Genomic DNA, 21261 nt, shown 5'->3' with positions numbered 1-21261 from the left:
CAGCGATTTCCTCAATGTGCAGATCGGTCCCTGGGTCATGCGGCGTCACAATCAAAGCTGGACCGGCCGCAACAGACGCATCCATCGACAATAAGCGCCGTAATGGCGGCCAGTTTGACCGCGACCCCGAGGAACTCAGATTTCTTGGCCCGACGCGCTATCGAGGACGGACAGCCGACAGGCTGCCTCGATCATGTCCGCAGTGCATTCGAGGACGGTTCAACCTGCGTTGCGCGTGGAAATAGGTCTGTCGTTCGACGTGACTACCTGCACACAAGTTGGCTTACGCGAGGCGGATTCGTCCCCGTGGGATCTCTCATGGCAATTAACGCGCAGGCATGCAGATGTTTTGCTGGGGCAAGAGAGATTTGCGATGCGGCATTGATGGCTTAAAACCGCTAGATCGCGCCGATGACCGGGCCGCGCAACTGCATATCATAGCCATGCCCATCATCCCTGTAATTGAAGACAATTACCTTGTAACCAACCGATAGTGAGGCATTCTCGGAGACGATTTACCATCGCCAGTAGCGAAAGGTTTTGTCCGCACCTATGCTCAAACCGCCAATATCTTCTTGGCCTGTACGCACCATGCCTCGTTGGTAGTTGCAAACATCCGCGCCCCGACAAGAGGGTCCAACCACGAGAAGTTTTCCTTGAACCGACGAGACTGGCCCAATGCCGAAACCGTCAGGCAGTTCGAGATGGGCCAATACCGCGCTCCTGCCAGTGCATCCAGCATGATGCTATCGGAGTCGTAGAATCGATAGCCTTCCTGCAGGGTCAGGTTGAATTGCTTGGTATCGACCTCTTCGTCGATGCCGAGGCCCGACGATAAACCGTTCTGGGCGGGAAGCGGCCCAACAGTTCTGCTGTCGGTCACCGACAAGCATCATGTCCGCCGATCAGACCCATTTCCCTTTTTGCCCCAGACATTCAGGAAGCCTGTCAGAGTGAAGCTCAGCACCACGACCATACTGTGGACAATTCTCCGGTCCGTCTTATCGATATTGGCGCCAACGGAAACTCTTTCCCAAGGCGGGGCTTTTGTAAAACTCCTCGATAAAGCTGCCATGAGCATAAGCGGAAATCGCCCTTTCATATCCCAATCGTCGCGGCGCTTATCGCCGGAACCACCTTGTCAGGCATGGCCGAGGCGTGCACCCGGCTGGTCTATCATCGCGCGCATGATCAGATCATCACGGCTCGATTATTGGACTGGAAGGTTGATACCGGGACCAATCTCTGGGTCTTCCCATGAGGCATGCAGCGCAAAGGCGAGACGGGGCCTAATTCGGTCGAATGGACCTCTAAATATGGCAGTGTGATCCTCTCGGCCTAGACATCTCGACTACGGATGGGATGAATAAGATTGGGCTGGTTGCGGACATCCTTTGCAGCTTGAATCCAAGTATCAGGAACTCGGCGGCGGCCAGAGCGGGTGGAGCCTGGCCGTTTGGGCGCAAGTCTGCTGAACAATTTCGCCGCTGTCGCCGAGGCGGCGTCATCGCGCTGGAGGCCGAGCCCTTCACGCTTTTTGCGGGCGGTATGGCGGGTAAGGATTGACCGGCGACATTGCATCTGCCGATCTCGGGCAAGGCTGGCGACAGCACGATCATCGAGAATATCGACGGCAAGCGGGTGATCCATCATAGCCAAGAATATAAGGTGATGACCTATCCCCCGATCTTCGAAGAGCAGTCTGCGCTTGAAACCTATTGGCACAGATCGAGGGAGGGTCATGCTGCCCAGAACGACCGTGCCTCGGACGGTTTTGGCAGGGCGTTTTTTTACGTCAACCCATCCCCAAGACCGAAGACTCGGTTGAGAGTCTTGCCAGCGTCTTCGGGGGTGATCCGCAATGCTTCGGCGCCTTACAGTATCTCCACGCCGGATCAGCCGAACAGCGCGCCGCCAAAACGGGACATAACGGAGGATGGGTATCAACGACGGTCAGCATCCGTAGCTTTTGGCTCAAGACCAGTTGGCCACGCCTATTCGGCGGGACACCAGTCCCCCGGACTGTTTTCTGGTCCCCCTCATTCCATTACCCAAACTTCATGCGGAGCGATGGCCTCGGTACGATCTTCGCGCAACTTCGCCTTCACTCTCCGCTACGGCGTCTTGAGCCTGGGCTGCATGCCCATCGACATCCAGCCAGTCGATAACAACATGAACCGCGCACGTGTTTCGTAGGTTTCCTTGATCCGCGCTTTCAGCGCAGGCGGATCGGTGTGGCGGGATTCGTCGTGGTAGCTTGAACTGTCAACCTGCCAGCTTCCACATGTCCTAGGGATCGAGACTGCCAGTCAGCACACATCCCGCGAACCTGTTCACGCGTCCGTTCCGGCTTCAGAGCTTTCGCCGAGTAACGTCCTGCACAATCTCGCGAGGGGTGATAGCCGCGACGATTTTCTTGAGCCGCACATTCTCATCCTCGAGCAGCTTCGGTCGCCACATCTCGTCAGGCAACAAGCCGCCGTACTTTTTCAGTTGAAGTAGGCCGCCTAGCTGATTGCTGCCTGACGGCTGATCCATCCTCGCCTTGCATCAAAAGGACCGCCTTCTGCGCCTGCGTGAACTTCGATGCTTTCCTGCGTTTCCGCCCCTTTCCCAGCCAAGGAAGAGTAGCCGAAAGCTCCTGCTTCAAGTGATCCAGCTTTCGATAGGCAGCGCAGATAGCAAATGCTTCCCTTTCGTCGCCCGCCTTTGGAATAGAGTCTGTCAGGAAACACGACTACAGTAATCGTGTTTCCTGACGCCACCCAAGGGCCAGCTCATGCTCATCAGCTCAGTCACATCCCAGCCCGCCGAGGTGGAAATCGCGCGCAGGCTGGGCGACGAATTCGCGACCACCGCTGCCGAGGACGATAAGGCCGCGCGGTTTCCGGGCCGCCACGTCGCTGCTCTGCGGGAGGCTGGTTTGCTGGCTCTGACCGCGCCCAAGGAATTGGGCGGGCAGGGCGGTGGTCTGGTGCTGGCCGCGCAGGTCATCCGCGAAATCGGCCGCGGCGATCCGGCCGTCGCGCTGATCTTGGTCATGCAATATGCCCATCTGGCGACGCTGCATCGTAGCCGCTGGCCCTTGGAGCTCGCAACGCGGGTCGTGCGTGGCGCTGCCTGCGAAGGCGCGCTGATCAACGCGCTGCGCGTTGAGCCCGAACTGGGCACGCCGATGCGCGGCGGCCTGCCGGCCACGATCGCCCGTCGGACCGAGGACGGCTGGCTGCTGTCGGGACGCAAGATTTATTCGACCGGCAGCGAGGGCCTGCGCTGGGGTGTCGTCTGGGCACGCACCGACGAAGAAGAGCCGCGCGTGGGGCAGTTCCTGGTGCCGATGGACGCGCTTGGGGTGCATATCCAGCCCAGTTGGGACACGCTGGGCCTGCGGGCATCGTCAAGCCATGACGTGCAATTCGAGGATGTCTTCCTGCCCGCCGACCATGCTGCGGATATCCGGCGGCCCTCGGAATGGGCCATCCGCGGCGACGAGGCCGCCGCTTGGGCCAGCCTGCTGATCGCGGCACTTTATACCGGCGTGGCCGAGGCCGGGCGCGACTGGATCGTGGGCTTCCTGAAATCCCGCGTTCCGGCCAATCTGGGCAAGCCGCTGGCCGAATTGCCGCGAATGCAGGAAGCCGTTGGTGCGATCGAGGAACGGATCGCTGTGAACCTGCGGTTGATCCTGTCGGCCTCGGGGGAAGCCGATGCCGGAGAGCCACCTACCGCCCGCGAAACCGGGATCATCAAGCATGTCGCCACCGAAAACGCCATCGCCGCCGTCGAGGGCGCGCTGAAGCTGGCCGGCAATCACGGCATCAGCCGCCGCAATCCGCTGGAACGCCATTACCGCGACGTTCTGTGCGGCCGCATCCACAGCCCGCAAGAAGACAGCGTTCTGGTCACCGCCGGACGCGCCGCTCTGGGACTTTGACACAAGGAGAACCACCCCATGTCCGTCGAATTCATCGGCTTCATCGGAAATCACAATGCCTCGGAAACGGTGGCCCGCCACGGTCCGATCATCGACCGTGAATTTATCCGCGCCTCGGCCGCGATCCACGAGGAAGGTGGGTTTGATCGGGTGCTGCTGGCCTTTCACTCGGCGACGCCCGACAGCCTGTTCGTCGGGCAATATGTCGCCAGCCGCACCACCCGGCTCAAGCTGATGCTGGCGCATCGGCCCGGCTTCACCGCGCCGACATTGGCGGCACGGCAGCTGGCCACGCTGGATCACCTGACCGATGGGCGTGTCGCCGTGCATATCATCACCGGTGGCAATGACAGCGAATTGCAGCAGGACGGTGACTGGCTGACCAAGGATGAGCGTTACGCCCGCAGCCGCGAATATCTGGACATCATCCGTCAGGAATGGTCCAGCGCCGAACCCTTCGACTACGCTGGCGAATACTATCGCGTCAGGGGCGGGTTCTCGGATGTGAAACCCCAGGGACCCGAGGGCGTCCCGATCTATTTCGGCGGCTCATCGCCCGCCGCGATCGAGGTCGCGGGCCAGCATGCCGATGTCTATGCCCTATGGGGCGAGACCTACGATCAGGTTGCCGAGACCATCGCCGCCGTGCGCGCCGCTGCCGCGAAACATGGCCGCAATCCGCGCTTCTCGCTGTCGCTGCGCCCGATCCTGGCCGAGACCGAGGATGCCGCCTGGGCCAAGGCCGCCCGCATCCTTGAAAGCGCCAAGGCCCTGCGCGCGGCGGGCGGCGGGCAGCAACTGGTCAATACGCTCAATCCGGCCCAGCCCCAGAACGAGGGCTCGCGCCGGTTGCTGGCGGCGGCGGCCAAGGGCGGGCGGCTGGACAAGCGGCTCTGGACCGAGATCGCCGCGCTGACCGGGGCGAATGGCAATTCGACCTCGCTGGTGGGCACGCCCGATCAGGTGGCCGAGGCGATGCTGGACTATTACCGGCTGGGCATCTCGACCTTCCTGATCCGTGGTTTCGACCCGTTGCCGGACGCGCTGCAATACGGGCGCGAACTGATCCCGCGCGTGCGCGCGCTGGTGGCCAATGAAACCCTTCACAGCCACGCTGCAGAATAAGGAACCTTCATCATGACCCAGAATGTTGTGACCACGTCGCGCCGGACGCTGCTGCGTTCGGGCCTTGGCGCGGCTTTGGCCGCCCCCTTCCTTGGCCTTGGCGTCGGCTCATTGGCCCGCGCACAGGGGGCGGCGGGGCTGAAGCCGATCAAGTTCGCCTCGAACGCCTCGGCGATCTGTCTTGCCCCGGTTTTTGTCGCGCAAGAGCATGGCATCTTTGAAAAGCACGGCTTGCAGGTCGAGATCGTGAACTTCGGCGCATCGACCGAGGCGCTGCTGGAGGCGATCGCCACCGGCAAGGCGGATGGCGGCATCGGCATGGCGCTGCGCTGGCTGAAGGCCTTGGAGCAGGGCTTTGACGTCAAGATCACCGCGGGCACGCATGGCGGCTGTTCGCGTCTGGTGGCGCTGCAATCGACCGGGATCAAGGATCTGGCCGACCTGAAGGGCAAGACCATCGGCGTCACCGATCTTGCCGCGCCCGGCAAAAACTTCTTCTCGATCCTGCTGCATCAGGCGGGCATCAACCCGGAAACCGACGTGAAATGGCGGGCCTTCTCGACCGATGTGCTGGAGCTTGCCGCACAGCGAGGCGAGATTGATGCTATCGCCGACGGCGATCCGCGTGCCTATTTCTGGCTGAACGACACGCCCGGCAAATATGTGCAGGTGGCCTCGAACCTTGACCACGGTTTCGAGAACCGGGTCTGCTGCATCGCCGGTCTGTCGGGTAGCCTGCTGCGCGACGACCCCGATACCGCCCGCGCCCTGACCCGCGCGCTGCTGGAGGCGCAGGACTGGACGGTGGCCAAACCCGAGGACGCGGCCAAGGCGTTCCTGCCGCAGGCCCCCAAGAACCGGACCGTCGAGGATCTGATCGCGGTGCTCAAGGACCAGACCCATGATCACACCCCGACCGGTGCCGATCTCAAGTCCGAAATCGCGCAATATGCCGAGGAGCTGCGCGCCATCAACATCTTCCGCCGCTCGACCGATCCGCAGGAGTTCGCGGAACGGGTCTATGCCGACGTGCTGACCGCGTAAGGGGGACAAGATGGCTTCCATCGACATCGAGGCCGAAATACGGGCCGAACCACCGGCGCGTGCTCCGGTTCAGCGGGTCACCCTGCTGGCCGCACTCAGCTGGTTTGCCGCAGCGGCGATCCTGCTGCTGTGGCAGGACCTGACCTTTCAGCCGCTGGTCCGCGAACTGGCGCTGATCTGGGGGGCAGTCGGCGTGGCGCTGGTCGCGCTTGGCCTTGCCGGGTCGCGTCTGGGCCGTGTCGGGCGCTGGACGGCCTTGCGGGCGCCGTGGCTTTTGGCCATCGGCATCGGCATGGCCGTCTGGACCGTGCTGACCGCCAAGACCGGGCTGCTGCCGCAGCCCTTCTTTCCGACGCCGCAGGCCTTGCTTGAGGTCTTTATCTATGACTGGCCCAAGATCCTGCACAGCGCGTCCTTCTCGGTCTGGTTGCTGGCCAAGGGGTTCTTCTTTGGGGCGCTGGCGGGCTTTGCGATCGGCGTCGGCATGGGCTGGTCGCGGGCGGTCAGCTACTGGGCCACGCCGCTTTTGCGCTACATCGGCCCGTTGCCCGCTACGGCATGGCTGCCGCTGGCCTTCTTCATCTTTCCGACCTCGGGTTCGGCCAGCGTTTTCCTGATCGCGTTTTCCACGGCCTTCCCGGTTGCAGTCCTGACATGGTCGGGCATCGCCTCGGTCAACCGCGATTATTATGAGATCGCGCGGACGCTGGGCGCCTCGCCCTTGTTCCTGATCACCCGCGTGGCGATCCCGGCTGCCCTGCCGCATGTCTTTGTCGGGCTGTTCATGGGGCTGTCCACGTCCTTCGCCGTGCTGGTCGTGGCCGAGATGCTGGGCGTCGAGGCCGGTCTTGGCTGGTATCTGCAATGGGCACAGGGTTGGGCCGCTTACGCCAACATGTATGCCGCGCTGTTCGTGATGGCGGCGATGTGCTCGGGCCTGATCACGCTTCTGTTCCGCATCCGCGACCGGGTGCTGGTCTGGCAAAAAGGAGTCGTCCGTTGGTAGCTTCGGCACTGAAGACCGTCCCGCAAGCGGCGGGCACCGAGATCAACATCCAGACGGTCTCGCATCACTTCGATCTGGAAGGCGCGCCGCTGCCGGTGCTGGACGATATTACCTTCGATATCGAACCCGGTTCCTTCGTTGCACTGCTTGGGCCTTCGGGCTGCGGCAAGTCCACGCTGCTGCGCCTGATCGCGGGGCTGGATCACCCGGCACAGGGTCAGATCCAGGTCGCAGGGGAAAAGGTCGCCGATCCCGATCCCTCGCGCATTCTGGTGTTTCAGGACCCGACGCTGTTTCCCTGGCGCAATGTCCGGGCCAATGTCGCGCTGGGTCTTGAGGCGCAGGGCACGCTGAAATCCGAGGGCCATCGCGTCGACGAGGCGATCCGACTGGTCGGGCTAACTGGCTTTGACAAGGCCTATCCGCATCAGCTTTCGGGTGGCATGGCGCAGCGCGTGGCACTGGCCCGCGCGCTGGTCAACCGTCCGAACGTCCTGCTGCTGGATGAGCCTTTGGGCAAGCTGGACAGCCTGACCCGGATGACGATGCAGACCGAACTGGTGCGGCTGTGGCAGCAAAGCGGCCTGACCGCCGTGCTGGTCACCCACGATGTCGAAGAGGCGCTGTATCTGGCGCAGCGCGTCATCGTCTTTGGCCCGCGTCCGGCGCGGATCGTCGCCGATCTGCAGGTCGATCTGCCCTATCCACGCCATCGCGGCGACCCGCGTCTGGCTGAACTGCGCCATCAGGCGCTTGGCCATCTGGGTCTGGATTCAAGCTGGTAACAACATGACAATGAAAACGACACGACTGACGGCGGCCATTCTGGCATCGCTGCTGCCCCTGCCTGCACTGGCGCATATCCACATCGCTCCCGAACAGGCCCGGCGTGGCGAACCCGTCGAACTGGCGCTGATCGTCGGCCATGGTTGCGCCGGGGCCGCGACCACGGCGCTGCGGGTCGCGATACCGGCGGGCCTCAGCGCCGAGCCTCTGGCCCAGCCGGGCTGGCAGCCGGTCATCGGCAATGGCGAGGTTGGCTGGCAGGGCGGGCCGCTGCCCGATCACGACAAGGCGCAGTTCATCCTGCGCGGAACCATCGCCGCCGATGCGCCCGAGTCCATCGCACTGCCGGTGGTGCAGGTCTGCGGCGACAAGCAGGTGCGCTGGATCGAGCCCGGTGCGCAATCCGAAAGCCCGGCCCCGGTCCTGCAGGTACTGCCCGCGCAATGAGCCTTGCCGCCCGTATCGCGGGGGCTCTGATCGCGCTGCTCCTGTCCGCAGGGGTGGCGCTTTCCCATGCCAGCCTGATCGCCTCGGACCCCGCCGATGCCACGGTTCTGGAGGCATCCCCACCCACGATCTCGCTGACCTTCAGCGAGCCGGTGCGCCCGCTGGTCGCGCGCCTGACAACGGCAGATGGCAAGACCCGGCTGCTGCCGCCGCCCGATCCGGCAGAGATGCGCCTGACCTATGCGCTGCCGCCGGATCTGGCGCAGGGCAGCCATCTGGTGTCATGGCGCGTGACCTCGGCGGACGGTCACCCGGTGGCCGGGGCCTTGCTGTTTTCGGTAGGCGCGCCAAGCGACGCGATCACGGTCCAGTCCGACGCGCCGATGCTCACCCGTGCGGGTGTCTGGGCGTTGCGGGCCATACTCATCGCGGCGCTGCTTTTCGGGATCGGAGGTGCCGTCCATGCGGCCTTCCTGACCGGGCGACGCGCGGTGTTTCCGCGCCTTGCGGCGGGGGCGGGGCTGTGCCTGTTGCCCGCTCTGGCCGGGTTTCACGGGCTGGAATTGCTGGCCTTGCCGCCCTCGGGCCTGCTGGGCACCGCGCCCTGGCGCGAGGCGGCGACAGGTCCGCCCGGTCTGGCCTTTGTGCTTGCCGGGACGGGGCTGGCGCTGGCGCTGCTGCCGGGACGCGTGGCGGCCGCGCTTGCTCTGATCATGGCCGGACTTGCTGCGGCGACGTCGGGCCATGCGGCGACCGCTGCGCCGCAATTGCTGATGCGGCCTGCGGTCGCCCTGCATGTGATTGCGGCGGCTTTCTGGATCGGTGCTCTGGTGCCGCTTCTGGCCGATCTGGCGCAAGGGGGGCAGGGCGCGCTGCGGCGGTTCTCGGTAGTGATCCCTTGGGTTCTGGCGCTGCTGCTGGCCTCGGGCGTTGCGATTGCGCTGGTGCAACTGGGCCATCCGGCAGCACTGTGGTCCACGGCTTACGGGCGGGTGCTGTTGGTCAAGCTGGCGCTGGTCGCGCTGCTGCTGTTACTCGCGGCCCTGAACCGGCATTGGCTGACCCCGCGTGCCGAAAGCGGCAATCCGCGCCCCTTGCGCGTCGCCATCGGGGTTGAGGTGGTTCTGGCGCTGCTCGTCATCGGCACCATCGCCCTGTGGCAGTTCACGCCGCCGCCTCGCAGCCTGCCGCAAGGCCCGCCCAGCACAGTCATGCAACTGAACGAAGGAGCACTTTCGGCGCGGCTGGAAGTGTCGCCCCCGCGCGTCGGCACGGTCACGCTGCGCCTGTCCGATCTGCGTCTGGACGGTCAGCCGGTCAACAACATGCCGGTCGAGATCGAGCTTTCCAAGCCCGCCTATGGGTTGGGCCCATTCCGCCACCAGATCACCGCGGCGGCGGGCAGCGTTGATGCGGGCCGGTTCCTGCTGCCGCTGGACGGCTACTGGGTGCTGCGGCTGAAGGTTCTGGCCAGCGATTTCCGCGTCGAAGAACTGCGCGATCTGATCGAGATCGCGCCCGCCCGCTGACGGCGCGGGAATCCTGATCCGCAGGGGCGTGGTCGGGCAGCAGATTCCTTCTCTCATCGGGGGCAAGTTTGGAATTCATCGGGACGCGAACACGGGGTTATCTGGCGGCAAGTAAACACGGCAAGAATCATCGTGATTTGCCAGGGAAAGGAATGCCAGATGAGTGCGCGTCAGCTGAAACTTGGCTTCATGATGCATGGCAACGGCACCGGCTGGGGCGATTGGCGTCATCCGCGCGCCACTGCCGGCGCCTCGACCGATTTCGCCTATTACAAGCGTCAGGCGCAATTGGCCGAGGCGGCGAAGTTCGATTTCCTGTTCGTTGCGGACAGCGTCCATATCACCCCGAAATCCAGTCCGCATTACCTGAACCGGTTCGAGCCGCTGACCATTCTGTCGGCGCTTGCGGCGGTGACCGAGCATATCGGGTTGGTCGGCACCCTGACCGTCAGCTATGCCGAGCCCTTCAATGTCGCGCGTCAGTTCGGCTCGCTCGACCATATCTCGGGCGGGCGCGCGGGTTGGAATGTGGTGACTAGCTGGCTTGAGGGCTCCGCCCGCAACTACTCGCGCGAGAAGCATTACGACCACGCCACCCGCTACCGTCTGGCGGCTGAGCATCTGGATGTCGTGCAGGGCTTGTGGGATTCATGGGAAGACGACGCCCTGACCCATGACAAGGCGGGCGGGCAGTTCTTCGACCCGGCCAAGCTGCACCGATTGGACCATCACGGCCAGTTCTTCCAGGTCGAGGGGCCGCTGAACCTGTCCCGTTCGCCGCAGGGCCAGCCGGTGATCTTTCAGGCCGGGGCCTCCGAGGATGGCAAGAACTTCGCCGCCGCGCGCTCGGACGCGATCTTTGTCCAGAATGACGACCTGCAATCGGCCAAGGCTTATTATGCCGACGTCAAGCGCCGCGCGGCGGGCTTCGGGCGCGACCCGGATGAGCTGTTCGTGCTGCCCGGCCTGCGCCCGGTCATCGGCTCGACCGAGGCCGAGGCCGAGCGCAAATATCAGGAATTCATCGCCCTGACCTCGATCGAGGATGCGCTGCTGATCATGGCGCGGTCGTTCAATGAGCACGACTTCTCGCAATATGACCTTGATGCGCCCTTCCCGGATGTGGCGCGGTTTGCGGAAAACTCGAACCGTTCGACCTCGGAGCGGGTGATCCGGCTGGCCCGCGATGAAAACCTGACCCTGCGCCAGACCGCGCAGCGCTTCGCCACTCCGCGCACCGATTTCGTCGGCACCCCCGAACAGGTCGCGGATGCCTTCCAGCGCTGGTTCCTTGAGCCTGCCGCCGACGGGTTTGTCTACAACAACTCGCTGCCCGATGAACTGTCGGTCTTTGCCGAAACGGTCGTCCCGATCCTGCAGGATCGCGGGATTTACCGCCGCGAATATCAGGGCACGACTTTCCGCGAACAACTCGGGCTGCCCAAGCCCGCCAACCGTCACAGCATTCGCCGCATCGCGGCTGAATGACCCCGAAATAGGAGCCTCCCATGAGCACGATCACACGCCGCGCCCTTGCGGGCCTTGCCGCCGCCGCCACCCTGTCGCTGGCCCTGCCGGGTTTTGCGCAGGATCTGTCCACCGTCACCCTGCGCGTCGGCGATCAGGTCGGCGAACAGCGCGCCCGGCTTGAGGCCGCGGGCCTTCTGAACGACCTGCCCTACAAGATCGAATGGTCCGTCTATCCGGCGGCCGTCAACCTGCATGAGGCGCTGAAGGCTGGCGCGGTCGATATCGGCATGTCCGCCGACAGCCCCGCCGTCAGCGCCATTGCGGGCGGGTCGAAAATCAAGATCGCGGCGGCCTTCAACAATGGCGGGCTTGGCACCTCGATCATCGTTCCGAAGGACAGCCCGATCCAGACTTTGGCCGACCTGAAAGGCAAGACCATCTCGCCGACCACACGGGGCAGCGTCGCGCATTACCTGACTTTGGGCAGCCTGAAACAGGCAGGGATCGACCAGAAGGACGTGAAACTGGCCTTCCTGACCCCGGCCGATGCCTCGGCCGCGTTCCAGTCCAAGGGCGTCGATGCCTGGGCGATCTGGGGCATCTACAAGGCCCGCAGCATCGGCGTCCTTGGCGCGCGTGAGATCTTCAACGGGCAGGGCGTCAATACCGGCAATATCGTCTATGCCGTGACCGAGCCGACCTTGGCCGATCCCGCCAAGCTGAAGGCAATTCAGGATTACCTGTCGCGGATCGACAAAAGCTACGCCTGGGCGCGCGACAACAAGGAAGACTTCCTGACCTTCTATGAAGGCTTTACCAAGCAGGACCGCGCCACGGTCGAGCCGCTTTTCCCTGAACAGACTGCCTATCAGCCCCGCGCCATCGATGATGAGTTCGTTGCCGGGCTGCAGAATGTCTTTGACACTTGGGTCGAAGCGGGCGTGCTGACCGGTTCGCTGAACCTTGGCGATTACGTCTATCGCGATCTGCCGAAACTGGCGCTGAACTGATGAGCATCACCGAGATCGCCCGCGGCTACGCCCCCCCGCGCGAGGCCGAAAGCGCCGCCGGTTCCTCGGGTCCGGCCCGCGCCGATCTGGTCCGCCTGACCCCCGCGACGGCGCGGGGGGCACGGGTGCCGCGCTGGCTGCGACGCACGACGGGGCCGGTGGTGCTGGTGGCGCTGTGGCATCTGGCCTCAAGCACCGGTATCCTGCCCGCCGAGGTTCTGGCCGGGCCGGGAACGGTCCTGTCCAGTGCCGCCAAGCTGATCGAAAGCGGTGAATTGCAGGCGGCCATCGTCGTCTCGATGAGCCGCGCGATGACTGGCCTTGCCATCGGCGGCAGCATCGGCGTGCTGCTGGCGGTGCTGTCCGGCCTGACCCGGCTGGGTGAGGATATGGTGGACGCGCCCATGCAGATGCTGCGGACCGTGCCGAACGTGGCGCTGATCCCGCTGCTGATCATCTGGTTCGGCATCGGCGAGGCACCCAAGATCGCGCTGATCGCTCTGGCCACGGCCTTCCCGCTGTATCTCAACGTCTATGCCGGCATCCGCGGGGTCGACCAGTCGCTGATCGAGGCGGGGAGGACGCTGGGCCTTAGCCGCTGGGGCCTTGTGCGCCATGTCATCCTGCCCGGCGCGCTGCCTAATGCCTTGGTTGGCCTGCGCTACTCGCTGGGCATTGCATGGCTGGCGCTGGTCTTTGGCGAACAGATCAACGCGACGGCGGGCGTCGGCTACCTTATGGCCAATGCGCGCGAGTTCTTTCAGACCGACGTGATCGTCGTCTGCCTTGTCGTCTATGCCTTCCTCGGCCTTGCGGTCGATCTGGTTGTGCGCACACTTGAAAGGATCTTCCTGTCATGGCGACCCAGCTTCACCGGCGCCTGAACGCGCCCGCCGCCGTGGCGGTGCATGGCCTGACCCGCAGCTTTGGCACACGTCGGGTGATCGACAACCTTGACCTGAATATCCAGCCCGGTGAGTTCGTGGCCCTGCTGGGGGCCTCGGGCTGCGGCAAGTCCACGCTGCTGCGTATCCTTGGCGATCTGGACCCGGAATTTTCCGGTGAGGTCACCGTTCCCACCCGCCGCGCCATCGCCTTTCAGGCGCCCCGGCTGATGCCGTGGAAGCGGGTCTGGCGCAATGTCCTGCTGGGCCTTCCGGGTCGCCCCGATCGCGCCCGCGCCGAACGCGCTTTGGACGAGGTCGGCATCGGTCATCGCGCCGACGTCTGGCCAAAGGTGTTGTCAGGGGGCGAGGCACAGCGGGCGTCCTTGGCCCGCGCGCTGGTGCGCGAGCCGGACCTGCTACTGCTGGACGAGCCCTTCGCCGCCTTGGACGCTTTGACCCGGTTGAAGGCGCAGGCCTTGGTGGCCGAGTTGTGGCAGCGCCACGGCTGCGCGGTGCTGCTGGTCACCCATGATGTCGAAGAGGCGATCCTTCTGGCCGATCGTGTTCTGGTGATGAAGGACGGTGTCATCGCTCATCAGGAGAGCATTGCCCTGCCGCGTCCCCGCGACGTGGCTGACCCGGAATTTACCCGTATCCGGGGCGAGTTGCTGGACTGGCTGGGCGTGCGGCAGGGGGCAGCGCATTGAGGGCGGGCTTCTCCATCACGACCGATGTGCTGGTGATCGGCGGCGGCATGGCGGGCGCATGGGCCGCCATCGGCGCGCGTCGGGCCGGGGCCTCGGTGGTGCTGGTCGAAAAGGGTTGGTTGGGCACGTCGGGCGTTACCGCGACGGCCGGACCGGGCCATTGGTGGGTCGCCCCCGCCGACCGCCCCGCCGCCATTGCCAAGCGGCTGGCACAATCGGGCGGGCTGAACGACCCGGTCTGGATGGAGCGCATCCTCGAAACCACGTGGGAAATCCTGCCAACCCTTTCTGATGTCTATGATTTTTCCCGCGATGAGCAAGGCCAGCCGCGCTACCGCGCGCTTCGCGGTCCCGAATACATGCGCGCGCTGCGCCGTAGGCTGGAGCAGATCGGCGTCACCATCATCGACCATGCCCCGGCGCAGGAATTGCTGCGCCATGCCGATGGCAGCATCGGCGGCGCGCGCGGCATTCGCCATCCCGGCGGCACCGATTGGCAGGTGGAAAGCGGCGCGGTCGTCCTTGCGACCGGGGGCACATCGTTCCGCTCGCATCTGCTGGGGTCGCATAACAACACTGGCGACGGCTACCTGATGGCGGCCGAGGCGGGCGCGCAGCTGTCGGGGATGGAGTTCACCTCGGTCTATTGCATCGCACCGGCGCGAACGACGCTGACCCGCTCGATGTCCTTCGCCTTTGCGACCTATTACGATGAGGCCGGGCAGGTCCTGCCCATTGGCGGACCGGACATCACCCGGCCCTTGGCGGCGGCGCTGCTGCGTGGCCCGGTCTTTGCCGATCTGGCCCGCACCCCCGCCGATATCCGCGCGCAGGTCCCTACCATCTCGCCGAATTTCCTGCTGCCCTTCCGGCGCTGGGGGATCGACCCCTACACCCGGAAATTCGAGGTCACCCTGCATGGCGAGGGCACGATCCGCGGCATTGGCGGCATCGCGGTCGAGGACAGGGATTGCGGCGCGGGCGTGCCCGGCCTGTTCGTTGCGGGCGATGCGGCGACCCGCGAACTGGTCGCGGGTGCGATCTCGGGCGGGGGGAACATCAATTCGGCATGGGCGCTGTCCTCGGGGCAATGGGCCGGGGCAGGTGCTGCACGTTTCGCCGCGCGCAGCACCCGGCGCAGCGGCGCACGCGGCATCGGCGGGACCGGGCTGCATCCGGTCGGGGGGCCACAGATCGACGCCCCCGCGATCCTTGCGCAGGTGCAGGACGCGATGCTGTCCTATGACAAAGCGCTGTTCCGCGACGGGGTGCGTCTGCGCGCCAGCCTTGCCGTGCTGGATCAGGCCTGGTCCGAGCTGGCTGGCTCCGACCTGCGCGAGTTGGCGGCGATGACGGCCTCGGCCCGCTGGTCGCTGCTGGCGTCGATCACCCGCGCCGAAAGCCGCGGCATCCACCAACGCGAGGACCATTCGCAACCCGATCCCGCACTGGCGCGGCGCATCCGGGTGCATGGGCTTGATCGCCCGATTGCCGCGCCGGAACCGGAAAGGCAGGCCGCATGATCGAATTCATCCTGTCAGACGCCTGCAACGCCTGTGGGACTTGCGCTGAGGTCTGCCCGACCGGGGTTTTTGACGCCGTGCCCGGCCAGCCCCCGGTCATCGCGCGGGCGGGGGATTGCCAGACCTGCTTCATGTGCGAACTTTACTGTCAGCAGGACGCGATCTTTGTCGGGCCGGATGCCGAGCGGATCGAGGGCTTTGACGCCCAGACCACCCGTATCAGCGGTCTGATGGGCGAGATGCGCCGCCATCACGGTTGGGACGAATGGGCCTTGGGTGGGCACTATCCGAACCAGCACTGGCGGATGGAGGATGTCTTTGCCCGCGCCCGTGCGGCGGCGGAATGAAATGGAAAGTAGCGGTCCATCGGGCCGCGGAAGGAGAGGCAGATGCCCCACGACCACGGCCATGACGGCCACCATCATCACCACGATCACGACCATGCCCATGACGACGCTCCGCGCTGGAAGCATGACGGCGTGCGGGTCATCAAGGGCGACCAGCTGGATTCCAACACCGCCCAGACCCCCGGCATGTTCCGGCAGGCTGCGATCAACCATGCTCGCGTCGGCGCGCAGAAGATCTGGGCCGGCACCGTGGCCATCCAGCCCGACGCCAAGACCGGCGTTCACCATCACGGGCCGCTGGAAAGCGTGATCTATGTCCTGCGCGGCAAGGCCCGTCTGCGCTGGGGCGAGCGTCTGGAATATGTGGCCGAGGCCGGACCCGGCGATTTCATCTATGTCCCGCCCTATGTGCCACATCAGGAAATCAACGCCGATCCCGATCAGGTGCTGGAGTGCGTCCTTGTCCGCTCGGACAACGAAGCCGTGGTGGTCAACATCACCGATGTCGACCCGATCGAGCCTCCCGAAACCGTCTATTGGGTCGACCCGATCCATTCCGCCCCCCAATCCTGAAGGAGAGTTTCCATGTCCAATACCCGCATCACCGCCGACGAACTGCCCACCGATCTGGCCGGGACCGACCTGCTGATCGATGTGCGCGCCCCCAAGGGACGGGCCGAGAATGGCGAGATCGCCTCGGCGGTGATCCTGCCCAAACAGCTGGTGGCGAATGTCTTTTCCGGGGCCTTCGCCTCGGTGCCGAAGGACGCGCGGATCGTCGTCTTCTGCGGCTCGATCAATGGCTCGGGTCCGGTGGTCGAGACCCTGACCGGCCTTGGCTACACCAATGTCGTTGATGTTGACGGCGGCTTTGCTGCGCTGAAGGAGCGCGGCGTCGCCTGACGCCCGTAGACCACCGATCTCATGAGTGAAAGATCTGTTATGCTTCGCGTAATTACCGCCTGCCTGATCCTGCTCCCGGGCGTGGCGCTTGCCCATCCCGGCCATGTCGCGCAGGGCGATTTCACGACCGGTTTCCTGCACCCGATGCTTGGGCCCGACCATGTGCTGGCCATGGTCGCGGTCGGGCTTTGGGCCGCCGTCATCGGCTCGCCCGCGACCTGGCTGCTGCCGCTGACCTTTCCGCTTGCCATGCTGGCCGGTGGCGCGCTGGGGGCTTTCGGCGTCGCTCTGCCTGCGGTCGAGGCCGGTATCGCCGCCTCGGCCATCGTGATCGGCGTGGCCGTGATGCTGGCACTGCGTCCGCCTATGTGGCTGGCGACCTTGGCGGTGGCCGTCTTTGCCGTTTTCCACGGCCATGCTCATGGCACCGAAATGCCCGGTGCTGCCGACCCGTTCCGCTATGCGCTTGGTTTCGTTCTGGCGACCGTGCTGCTGCATCTGGTCGGCATCGGGCTTGGACGGATGACGCGGTCGGCCGCGCTGACGCTGCCATTGCACGGTCTGGGCGGTCTGATCGCTGTCGGCGGATTGGGTTTTCTGGTCGGCTGACAGACCTGCCGCCGGGTCTGTCCCGGTAGCAAACAATGACGCCCTTGGCCGCAAGGTCGAGGGCGTCACCATGGTTTCAGGCACCGGCCTGATTTTGAAGGGTCCTTTGATCAGGCGGATGATGATACGTGGCAATCGGGTGCGTGCGCAGACGTCGGGCATCCTGTCACGAAACCAACCCCAGAAGGCCGACTGCGATCAGGCTGATCGCCCAGAATGTCTCGAGATTGAACCAGCTGCGAGAGACGAAGCCCAGTCCCAGCCAGCCATGCACGGCCAGCGCGACCCCGCCCCCCACGGTGACCATCGCCAGCGTATGCAAGACCGCGACCGCGATGGCCGTTCCGATGTTCCCCGAGACAAGCTGCGTCGATCCCCCCGCATGATGCGCCTCGGCACCGCACAGGCCCAGATAGATCGGCAGGATCATCAGCCCCGCCCCGTGGATCAGCGCGATCGCAAAGGACCACAGCACCAGTTGCCCCGGCCTGATCCGCGCAAGTCGCCGGGGGTGGCGGCGTTCGACCAGCCGATAGATGCCGAAAAGGATCACCAGCAGGCTTGCCCCGGTCCGGATCTGGTCCTGATAGGCCACCAGCCACAGGATCAGCGCAAAGGGCAGCAGTACCAGAAGGATCGAGGCCAGATGCACGACCGCCAATTGTCCCATGCCCAGCAACAGGTCGCGCCGCCCGCGCCCCATCAAGCCCGCCGAGACCGCCAAGGGCCAGCCCATGCCGGGGCTTGCGCCGTGATAGGCCCCGCTCAGCAGCACTGAAAGCCACAGCCCGGCCTGCGCCCAGCCCTCCACCTCAGACCGAGGGGTAGCAGAAGGACTCGGTCGAGCAATCCCCCCCTTCCAGCCGGATCTGATGCGCGCGGTAGCCCTGCGGAAACTCGGGCCAGAACGTGGGATCAAGGGTCAGCCCGCCCGTCGCGCCGACATCGGCCTTGACCATGGCCGAGGGCACGCCGCCGGGATAGAATTGGTCATCCCATGTCGAATAAAGCGAGTTCGTCCAATAGACGCGCTTGCCGTCGCGGCTGATTTCGACCATCTGCGGCCCACCGGCGTAAGCCTTGCCGTTCGGATGCGGGGTCTTGCGCGCGATCCCTCCGACATGGACCGAGCCAGCCAGCTTGGGCTGCATCGGGTCGCTGACATCATACTGCCGCATTTCGCCTGTGCCCCAGCACGAGACGTAAAGAAAGCGGTCGTCCAGCGACAGGTCGATATCGGTGATCAGCGGCGGCACGGCGCCGAAGCCTTGCAGAAGCGGCGGCAGGTCCGCGGCATCGGCGGGTTCTGGCGGGATGGTCGCGGTCTTACGGCAATGGAACTGGCCGCCCTCGCGCCACCATGTCCAGATCGAGCCTTCCAGATTGGTCGTGTCCACCACCACGCCGACAAAGCCGTACTCCTTGACCGGATCATGAGCGGGCCGCACCTCGAGCGCCATCTGGTGGTTTTCGCCAAGGTCGATCACCTGCACATGCTTGCGCGCCCGCAGGTCCCAGAAATGCAGTCGATGGCCGTATTTGTTCGACAGCAATTGCTCGGGGACGATGCCGCCTTCGAATTGCGGCGGCAGCGCCCATTCGCTGGACACCATGTAATCGCGCGGCAGGTTCCACCAGAAATCGTAATGTTTGTCCTGCGGGCCGCGGTCGATCTCCCACCTGCCGATGACGTCGAAGGTCTGGCAATCCATGATGAAGATGCCGGGCGGGCCGTCGGTCCCGTCCGGGCCGCCCCCGCCAAGGGTCGAGACATAGATCCCCTCGGGGCCGCAATGGATGGTGTGGGGGCGCGAATAGCCGGTCTTGCGAAAGACCTCCTCGGGTTCGATCACCCGGTGGATCGTTGGGTGGCGCGGATCGGGCTTGGTATCGACGACATAGATGCGCGAGGACCGCAGCCCCGGAATGATCAGGTAGCGCCGTTCAAGGAAAGCATGATCGGTCAGCGGCGACAGCGAGGACGAACAGGCGTTCCAACCGAAATGATGGAACTCGTCGCCCTTATGGGGCATCGCGAGCGTGCTGAGAACCTGCCCGAATGTCGCCGATTTCGGGTCAAGATCGACGACCGCCAAGGCATCGGGCTGCGAGAAATCGGGGCTGAGCAGCAGCGTATAGGCCAGCTTTTCCGGCTCGGCCTCCATCGCCAGCCGGGGTGTCGCGTGGAATGTGGGATCTGGACGGATCGTCATGCACTTCCCCCTTTCATGATGCCGCGTGACGCGGGCAGTGCAGGATCGAAGCAGCGGCGGGCGCATGCGCAATGCGCAGTCCCGCCCCAAGGCTGAACCCGCCCCGAAATCCGGGCAATGATTCGTTCACCCGCCTGTCGAACCCTGATCGGCAGCGAAGCGGTCCATCGCTGGTCACACCTGATGTGATTGCGCATTGAGGTCCTTGACCTCGTTCTACTGCGGGCGCAGAGGCGGGCGACAGTTCAGGATTTCTGCATGACGACTCAGGATCTTTCCGGCACGGCAAATACAGTTTCTCCCTCGGTTCTTCATAATCGCAATTACAGGCATTTCCTCGTATCCCGGACCTGCTCATCCTTGGCGTTCCAGTCGCTGACGGTCGCAATGGGCTGGATGATCTATGAGCTGACAGGCTCGGCCTGGATGCTGGGATGGGTCGGGCTGTGTCAGTTCTTGCCCATGCTGATCCTGACCTTTGTCGTCGGTACCGTGGCTGACCGATATGATCGTCGCCGTATCGGGCTTGCCTGCCAGTGGGTCGAGGCCGCCACGGTCCTGGTTCTGGGCCTGCTTGTCTGGCAGGAGCGTCTGACTCCGACTGGTATCCTGGCGGCTGTCGCGGTTCTGGGGGCGGCGCAGGCCTTTGAGCGCCCGACCATGGCTTCGCTGGTGCCGGGTATCGTCGGGCCTGCCATGCTGCAACGGGCGATCGCCACCTCAACCTCGTTCATGCAGACGGCGCTGATTGTTGGTCCGGCGCTTGGCGGGTTGCTTTATGGGCTGGGGCATATTGTGCCCTTCATTGCCTCTGGGTTGCTGTTTCTTGCCGCAGGCTACAGCGTCGGCACGATCCAGGTGCTGCATGCCGCGCCGGCGACGCGGGCGCCGGTCACGCTGCAAACTGTCTTTGCAGGTGTTTCCTTCATCCGGCGGACGCCGGCCGTGCTGGGCATGATCTCATTGGACCTGTTCGCGGTGCTGCTTGGCGGAGCGACGGCGCTTCTGCCAATCTACGCCTCCGACATCCTCGAGGCAGGTCCTTTCGGATTGGGCCTTCTGCGCGCCGCACCCGCCATCGGCGCGCTTGGCATGTCGATCTATCTTGGTCATATGCCCATTGTTTCGGGTGCAGGCCGGAAGATGTTCGCGGCCGTCGCTGTCTTCGGCCTTGCCACGATCTTGTTCGCGCTGTCCAAGGATGTCTGGATATCGATCATTGCGCTGCTGATCGTCGGGGCCTCCGACAATATCAGCGTGGTGGTGCGATCCTCGCTGGTGCAGTTGATGACCCCGGATGAAATGCGAGGGCGGGTCAATGCCGTGAACTCCTTGTTCATCGGCACGTCGAACCAGCTTGGGGAGTTCGAAAGCGGCATGATGGCGGGGCTTGTGGGGCCGGTCGCAGCGGGCGTAATTGGCGGGATTGGAACACTGGCGGTCGTCGCGATATGGATGAGCGCGTTTCCCGTGTTGCGCCGCATCGAACGGCTTGACGGGGCGTGACCTGCGGCCCCATCCGCGCCCCGACAGGCGGAACCGGGCGTATCGTCGGCAAGAAGCTGGTCGTCATCCACCAATATGGGCGGAGGCGAATAACCCCTTGCAAGCCGTGCAGCGACGCACGCCGAGGCGACCAATCATGCTTGGGGGTGGCGTTCGCGTCCGGGCAGGTCAGGGGGGCGACGATGCAATCCATCGAATGAAGATGAGTCGCAGAC

22 protein-coding genes are annotated in these 21261 nt (G+C 64.5%); 18 read left to right on the top strand and 4 right to left on the bottom strand.

The window, feature by feature from the left end:
• Window positions 1-556: 556 nt before the first annotated feature.
• Window positions 557-889 (bottom strand): hypothetical protein, encoded by a 333-nt coding sequence (locus GL300_RS19055; RefSeq protein ID WP_155041273.1) that lies wholly within the window; start codon window positions 887-889, stop codon window positions 557-559.
• Window positions 890-1575: 686 nt separating this feature from the next.
• Here GL300_RS19055 and GL300_RS26420 point away from each other — a divergent pair.
• On the top strand, window positions 1576-2196 hold the full coding sequence (locus GL300_RS26420; RefSeq protein WP_155041272.1) for an Ntn hydrolase family protein: 621 nt from the start codon (window positions 1576-1578) through the stop codon (window positions 2194-2196).
• A gap of 156 nt (window positions 2197-2352) precedes the next feature.
• On the opposite strand, the gene GL300_RS19045 is transcribed toward GL300_RS26420, so the two are convergent.
• Entirely contained in the window at window positions 2353-2538 is a 186-nt protein-coding gene (locus GL300_RS19045; RefSeq protein ID WP_155041270.1) for a hypothetical protein, read from the bottom strand.
• Window positions 2539-2779: 241 nt separating this feature from the next.
• Between GL300_RS19045 and GL300_RS19040 the strand changes: the two genes are divergently transcribed.
• The 16 genes from GL300_RS19040 (at window position 2780) to GL300_RS18965 (ending at window position 17327) form a co-directional block, all read left to right on the top strand.
• Window positions 2780-3934, top strand: a complete 1155-nt coding sequence (locus GL300_RS19040) for an acyl-CoA dehydrogenase family protein (RefSeq protein ID WP_155041268.1) — start codon at window positions 2780-2782, stop codon at window positions 3932-3934.
• An 18-nt stretch (window positions 3935-3952) separates the two neighbouring features.
• Window positions 3953-5059: an LLM class flavin-dependent oxidoreductase gene (locus GL300_RS19035; RefSeq protein WP_155041267.1), complete on the top strand. Its 1107-nt coding sequence runs from the start codon at window positions 3953-3955 to the stop codon at window positions 5057-5059.
• Window positions 5060-5071: 12 nt separating this feature from the next.
• A complete protein-coding gene (locus tag GL300_RS19030; RefSeq protein WP_155041266.1) occupies window positions 5072-6103 on the top strand; it encodes an ABC transporter substrate-binding protein in 1032 nt (343 codons plus the stop codon).
• Window positions 6104-6113: 10 nt separating this feature from the next.
• On the top strand, window positions 6114-7109 hold the full coding sequence (locus tag GL300_RS19025) for an ABC transporter permease (RefSeq protein ID WP_155041265.1): 996 nt from the start codon (window positions 6114-6116) through the stop codon (window positions 7107-7109).
• The gene (locus tag GL300_RS19020) at window positions 7103-7894 is read left to right on the top strand and encodes an ABC transporter ATP-binding protein (RefSeq protein WP_155041264.1); all 792 of its coding nucleotides are present in this window, start codon (window positions 7103-7105) and stop codon (window positions 7892-7894) included. The genes GL300_RS19025 and GL300_RS19020 overlap by 7 nt, the downstream gene beginning before the upstream one ends.
• Before the next feature lie 4 nt (window positions 7895-7898).
• Entirely contained in the window at window positions 7899-8342 is a 444-nt protein-coding gene (locus GL300_RS19015) for a YcnI family protein (RefSeq protein WP_246195251.1), read from the top strand.
• Entirely contained in the window at window positions 8339-9871 is a 1533-nt protein-coding gene (locus GL300_RS19010) for a copper resistance CopC/CopD family protein (RefSeq protein ID WP_155041263.1), read from the top strand. The genes GL300_RS19015 and GL300_RS19010 overlap by 4 nt, the downstream gene beginning before the upstream one ends.
• Window positions 9872-10030: 159 nt before the next feature.
• A complete protein-coding gene (locus tag GL300_RS19005) occupies window positions 10031-11359 on the top strand; it encodes an LLM class flavin-dependent oxidoreductase (protein ID WP_155041262.1) in 1329 nt (442 codons plus the stop codon).
• A 20-nt stretch (window positions 11360-11379) separates the two neighbouring features.
• On the top strand, window positions 11380-12351 hold the full coding sequence (locus GL300_RS19000; protein WP_155041261.1) for an ABC transporter substrate-binding protein: 972 nt from the start codon (window positions 11380-11382) through the stop codon (window positions 12349-12351).
• Entirely contained in the window at window positions 12351-13235 is an 885-nt protein-coding gene (locus GL300_RS18995; RefSeq protein WP_155041259.1) for an ABC transporter permease subunit, read from the top strand. The genes GL300_RS19000 and GL300_RS18995 overlap by 1 nt, the downstream gene beginning before the upstream one ends.
• Window positions 13208-13945 carry an ABC transporter ATP-binding protein gene (locus GL300_RS18990; RefSeq protein ID WP_155041257.1) on the top strand — a complete coding sequence of 246 codons (738 nt, stop codon included), beginning with the start codon at window positions 13208-13210 and terminating at the stop codon, window positions 13943-13945. The genes GL300_RS18995 and GL300_RS18990 overlap by 28 nt, the downstream gene beginning before the upstream one ends.
• Window positions 13942-15468, top strand: coding sequence for an FAD-dependent oxidoreductase (locus GL300_RS18985; protein WP_211595207.1), 1527 nt, complete (start codon window positions 13942-13944; stop codon window positions 15466-15468). The genes GL300_RS18990 and GL300_RS18985 overlap by 4 nt, the downstream gene beginning before the upstream one ends.
• A complete protein-coding gene (locus GL300_RS18980) occupies window positions 15465-15815 on the top strand; it encodes a 4Fe-4S dicluster domain-containing protein (protein WP_155041255.1) in 351 nt (116 codons plus the stop codon). Before GL300_RS18985 ends, GL300_RS18980 begins: the two co-directional genes overlap by 4 nt.
• 42 nt (window positions 15816-15857) lie before the next feature.
• Entirely contained in the window at window positions 15858-16388 is a 531-nt protein-coding gene (locus GL300_RS18975; protein ID WP_155041253.1) for a cupin domain-containing protein, read from the top strand.
• Between the two features lie 12 nt (window positions 16389-16400).
• On the top strand, window positions 16401-16718 hold the full coding sequence (locus GL300_RS18970; RefSeq protein WP_155041251.1) for a rhodanese-like domain-containing protein: 318 nt from the start codon (window positions 16401-16403) through the stop codon (window positions 16716-16718).
• Window positions 16719-16757: 39 nt separating this feature from the next.
• The gene (locus tag GL300_RS18965; protein WP_155041249.1) at window positions 16758-17327 is read left to right on the top strand and encodes a HupE/UreJ family protein; all 570 of its coding nucleotides are present in this window, start codon (window positions 16758-16760) and stop codon (window positions 17325-17327) included.
• A gap of 166 nt (window positions 17328-17493) precedes the next feature.
• Here the strand turns inward: GL300_RS18965 and GL300_RS18960 are convergent, their stop codons facing one another.
• Both GL300_RS18960 and GL300_RS18955 read right to left on the bottom strand, forming a co-directional pair.
• Window positions 17494-18138, bottom strand: coding sequence for a hypothetical protein (locus GL300_RS18960; protein ID WP_343043115.1), 645 nt, complete (start codon window positions 18136-18138; stop codon window positions 17494-17496).
• A gap of 1 nt (window position 18139) precedes the next feature.
• Window positions 18140-19540, bottom strand: a complete 1401-nt coding sequence (locus GL300_RS18955) for a selenium-binding protein SBP56-related protein (protein ID WP_155041248.1) — start codon at window positions 19538-19540, stop codon at window positions 18140-18142.
• Between the two features lie 258 nt (window positions 19541-19798).
• Between GL300_RS18955 and GL300_RS18950 the strand changes: the two genes are divergently transcribed.
• Window positions 19799-21046, top strand: a complete 1248-nt coding sequence (locus GL300_RS18950; RefSeq protein ID WP_155041247.1) for an MFS transporter — start codon at window positions 19799-19801, stop codon at window positions 21044-21046.
• Window positions 21047-21261: the final 215 nt, after the last annotated feature.

The sequence above is a fragment of the Paracoccus litorisediminis genome (assembly GCF_009711205.1).
Classification (GTDB): Bacteria; Pseudomonadota; Alphaproteobacteria; order Rhodobacterales; family Rhodobacteraceae; genus Paracoccus; species Paracoccus litorisediminis.
The sequence above is the reverse complement of the archived record's forward strand: the minus strand, read 5'-3'. Positions and strand labels throughout refer to the sequence as shown.

What these genes read in the sequence shown, in the direction of transcription:
- GL300_RS19045 (WP_155041270.1), bottom strand. Translation starts at nt 2,538, where the DNA reads ATGGATCAGCCGTCAGGCAGCAATCAGCTAGGCGGCCTACTTCAACTG.
- GL300_RS18975 (WP_155041253.1), top strand. Translation starts at nt 15,858, where the DNA reads ATGCCCCACGACCACGGCCATGACGGCCACCATCATCACCACGATCAC.
- GL300_RS19025 (WP_155041265.1), top strand. Translation starts at nt 6,114, where the DNA reads ATGGCTTCCATCGACATCGAGGCCGAAATACGGGCCGAACCACCGGCG.
- GL300_RS19030 (WP_155041266.1), top strand. Translation starts at nt 5,072, where the DNA reads ATGACCCAGAATGTTGTGACCACGTCGCGCCGGACGCTGCTGCGTTCG.
- GL300_RS19015 (WP_246195251.1), top strand. Translation starts at nt 7,899, where the DNA reads ATGACAATGAAAACGACACGACTGACGGCGGCCATTCTGGCATCGCTG.
- GL300_RS19035 (WP_155041267.1), top strand. Translation starts at nt 3,953, where the DNA reads ATGTCCGTCGAATTCATCGGCTTCATCGGAAATCACAATGCCTCGGAA.
- GL300_RS19000 (WP_155041261.1), top strand. Translation starts at nt 11,380, where the DNA reads ATGAGCACGATCACACGCCGCGCCCTTGCGGGCCTTGCCGCCGCCGCC.
- GL300_RS18950 (WP_155041247.1), top strand. Translation starts at nt 19,799, where the DNA reads ATGACGACTCAGGATCTTTCCGGCACGGCAAATACAGTTTCTCCCTCG.
- GL300_RS18970 (WP_155041251.1), top strand. Translation starts at nt 16,401, where the DNA reads ATGTCCAATACCCGCATCACCGCCGACGAACTGCCCACCGATCTGGCC.
- GL300_RS18990 (WP_155041257.1), top strand. Translation starts at nt 13,208, where the DNA reads ATGGCGACCCAGCTTCACCGGCGCCTGAACGCGCCCGCCGCCGTGGCG.
- GL300_RS18955 (WP_155041248.1), bottom strand. Translation starts at nt 19,540, where the DNA reads ATGACGATCCGTCCAGATCCCACATTCCACGCGACACCCCGGCTGGCG.
- GL300_RS19040 (WP_155041268.1), top strand. Translation starts at nt 2,780, where the DNA reads ATGCTCATCAGCTCAGTCACATCCCAGCCCGCCGAGGTGGAAATCGCG.
- GL300_RS19010 (WP_155041263.1), top strand. Translation starts at nt 8,339, where the DNA reads ATGAGCCTTGCCGCCCGTATCGCGGGGGCTCTGATCGCGCTGCTCCTG.
- GL300_RS18995 (WP_155041259.1), top strand. Translation starts at nt 12,351, where the DNA reads ATGAGCATCACCGAGATCGCCCGCGGCTACGCCCCCCCGCGCGAGGCC.
- GL300_RS18965 (WP_155041249.1), top strand. Translation starts at nt 16,758, where the DNA reads ATGCTTCGCGTAATTACCGCCTGCCTGATCCTGCTCCCGGGCGTGGCG.
- GL300_RS19005 (WP_155041262.1), top strand. Translation starts at nt 10,031, where the DNA reads ATGAGTGCGCGTCAGCTGAAACTTGGCTTCATGATGCATGGCAACGGC.
- GL300_RS18980 (WP_155041255.1), top strand. Translation starts at nt 15,465, where the DNA reads ATGATCGAATTCATCCTGTCAGACGCCTGCAACGCCTGTGGGACTTGC.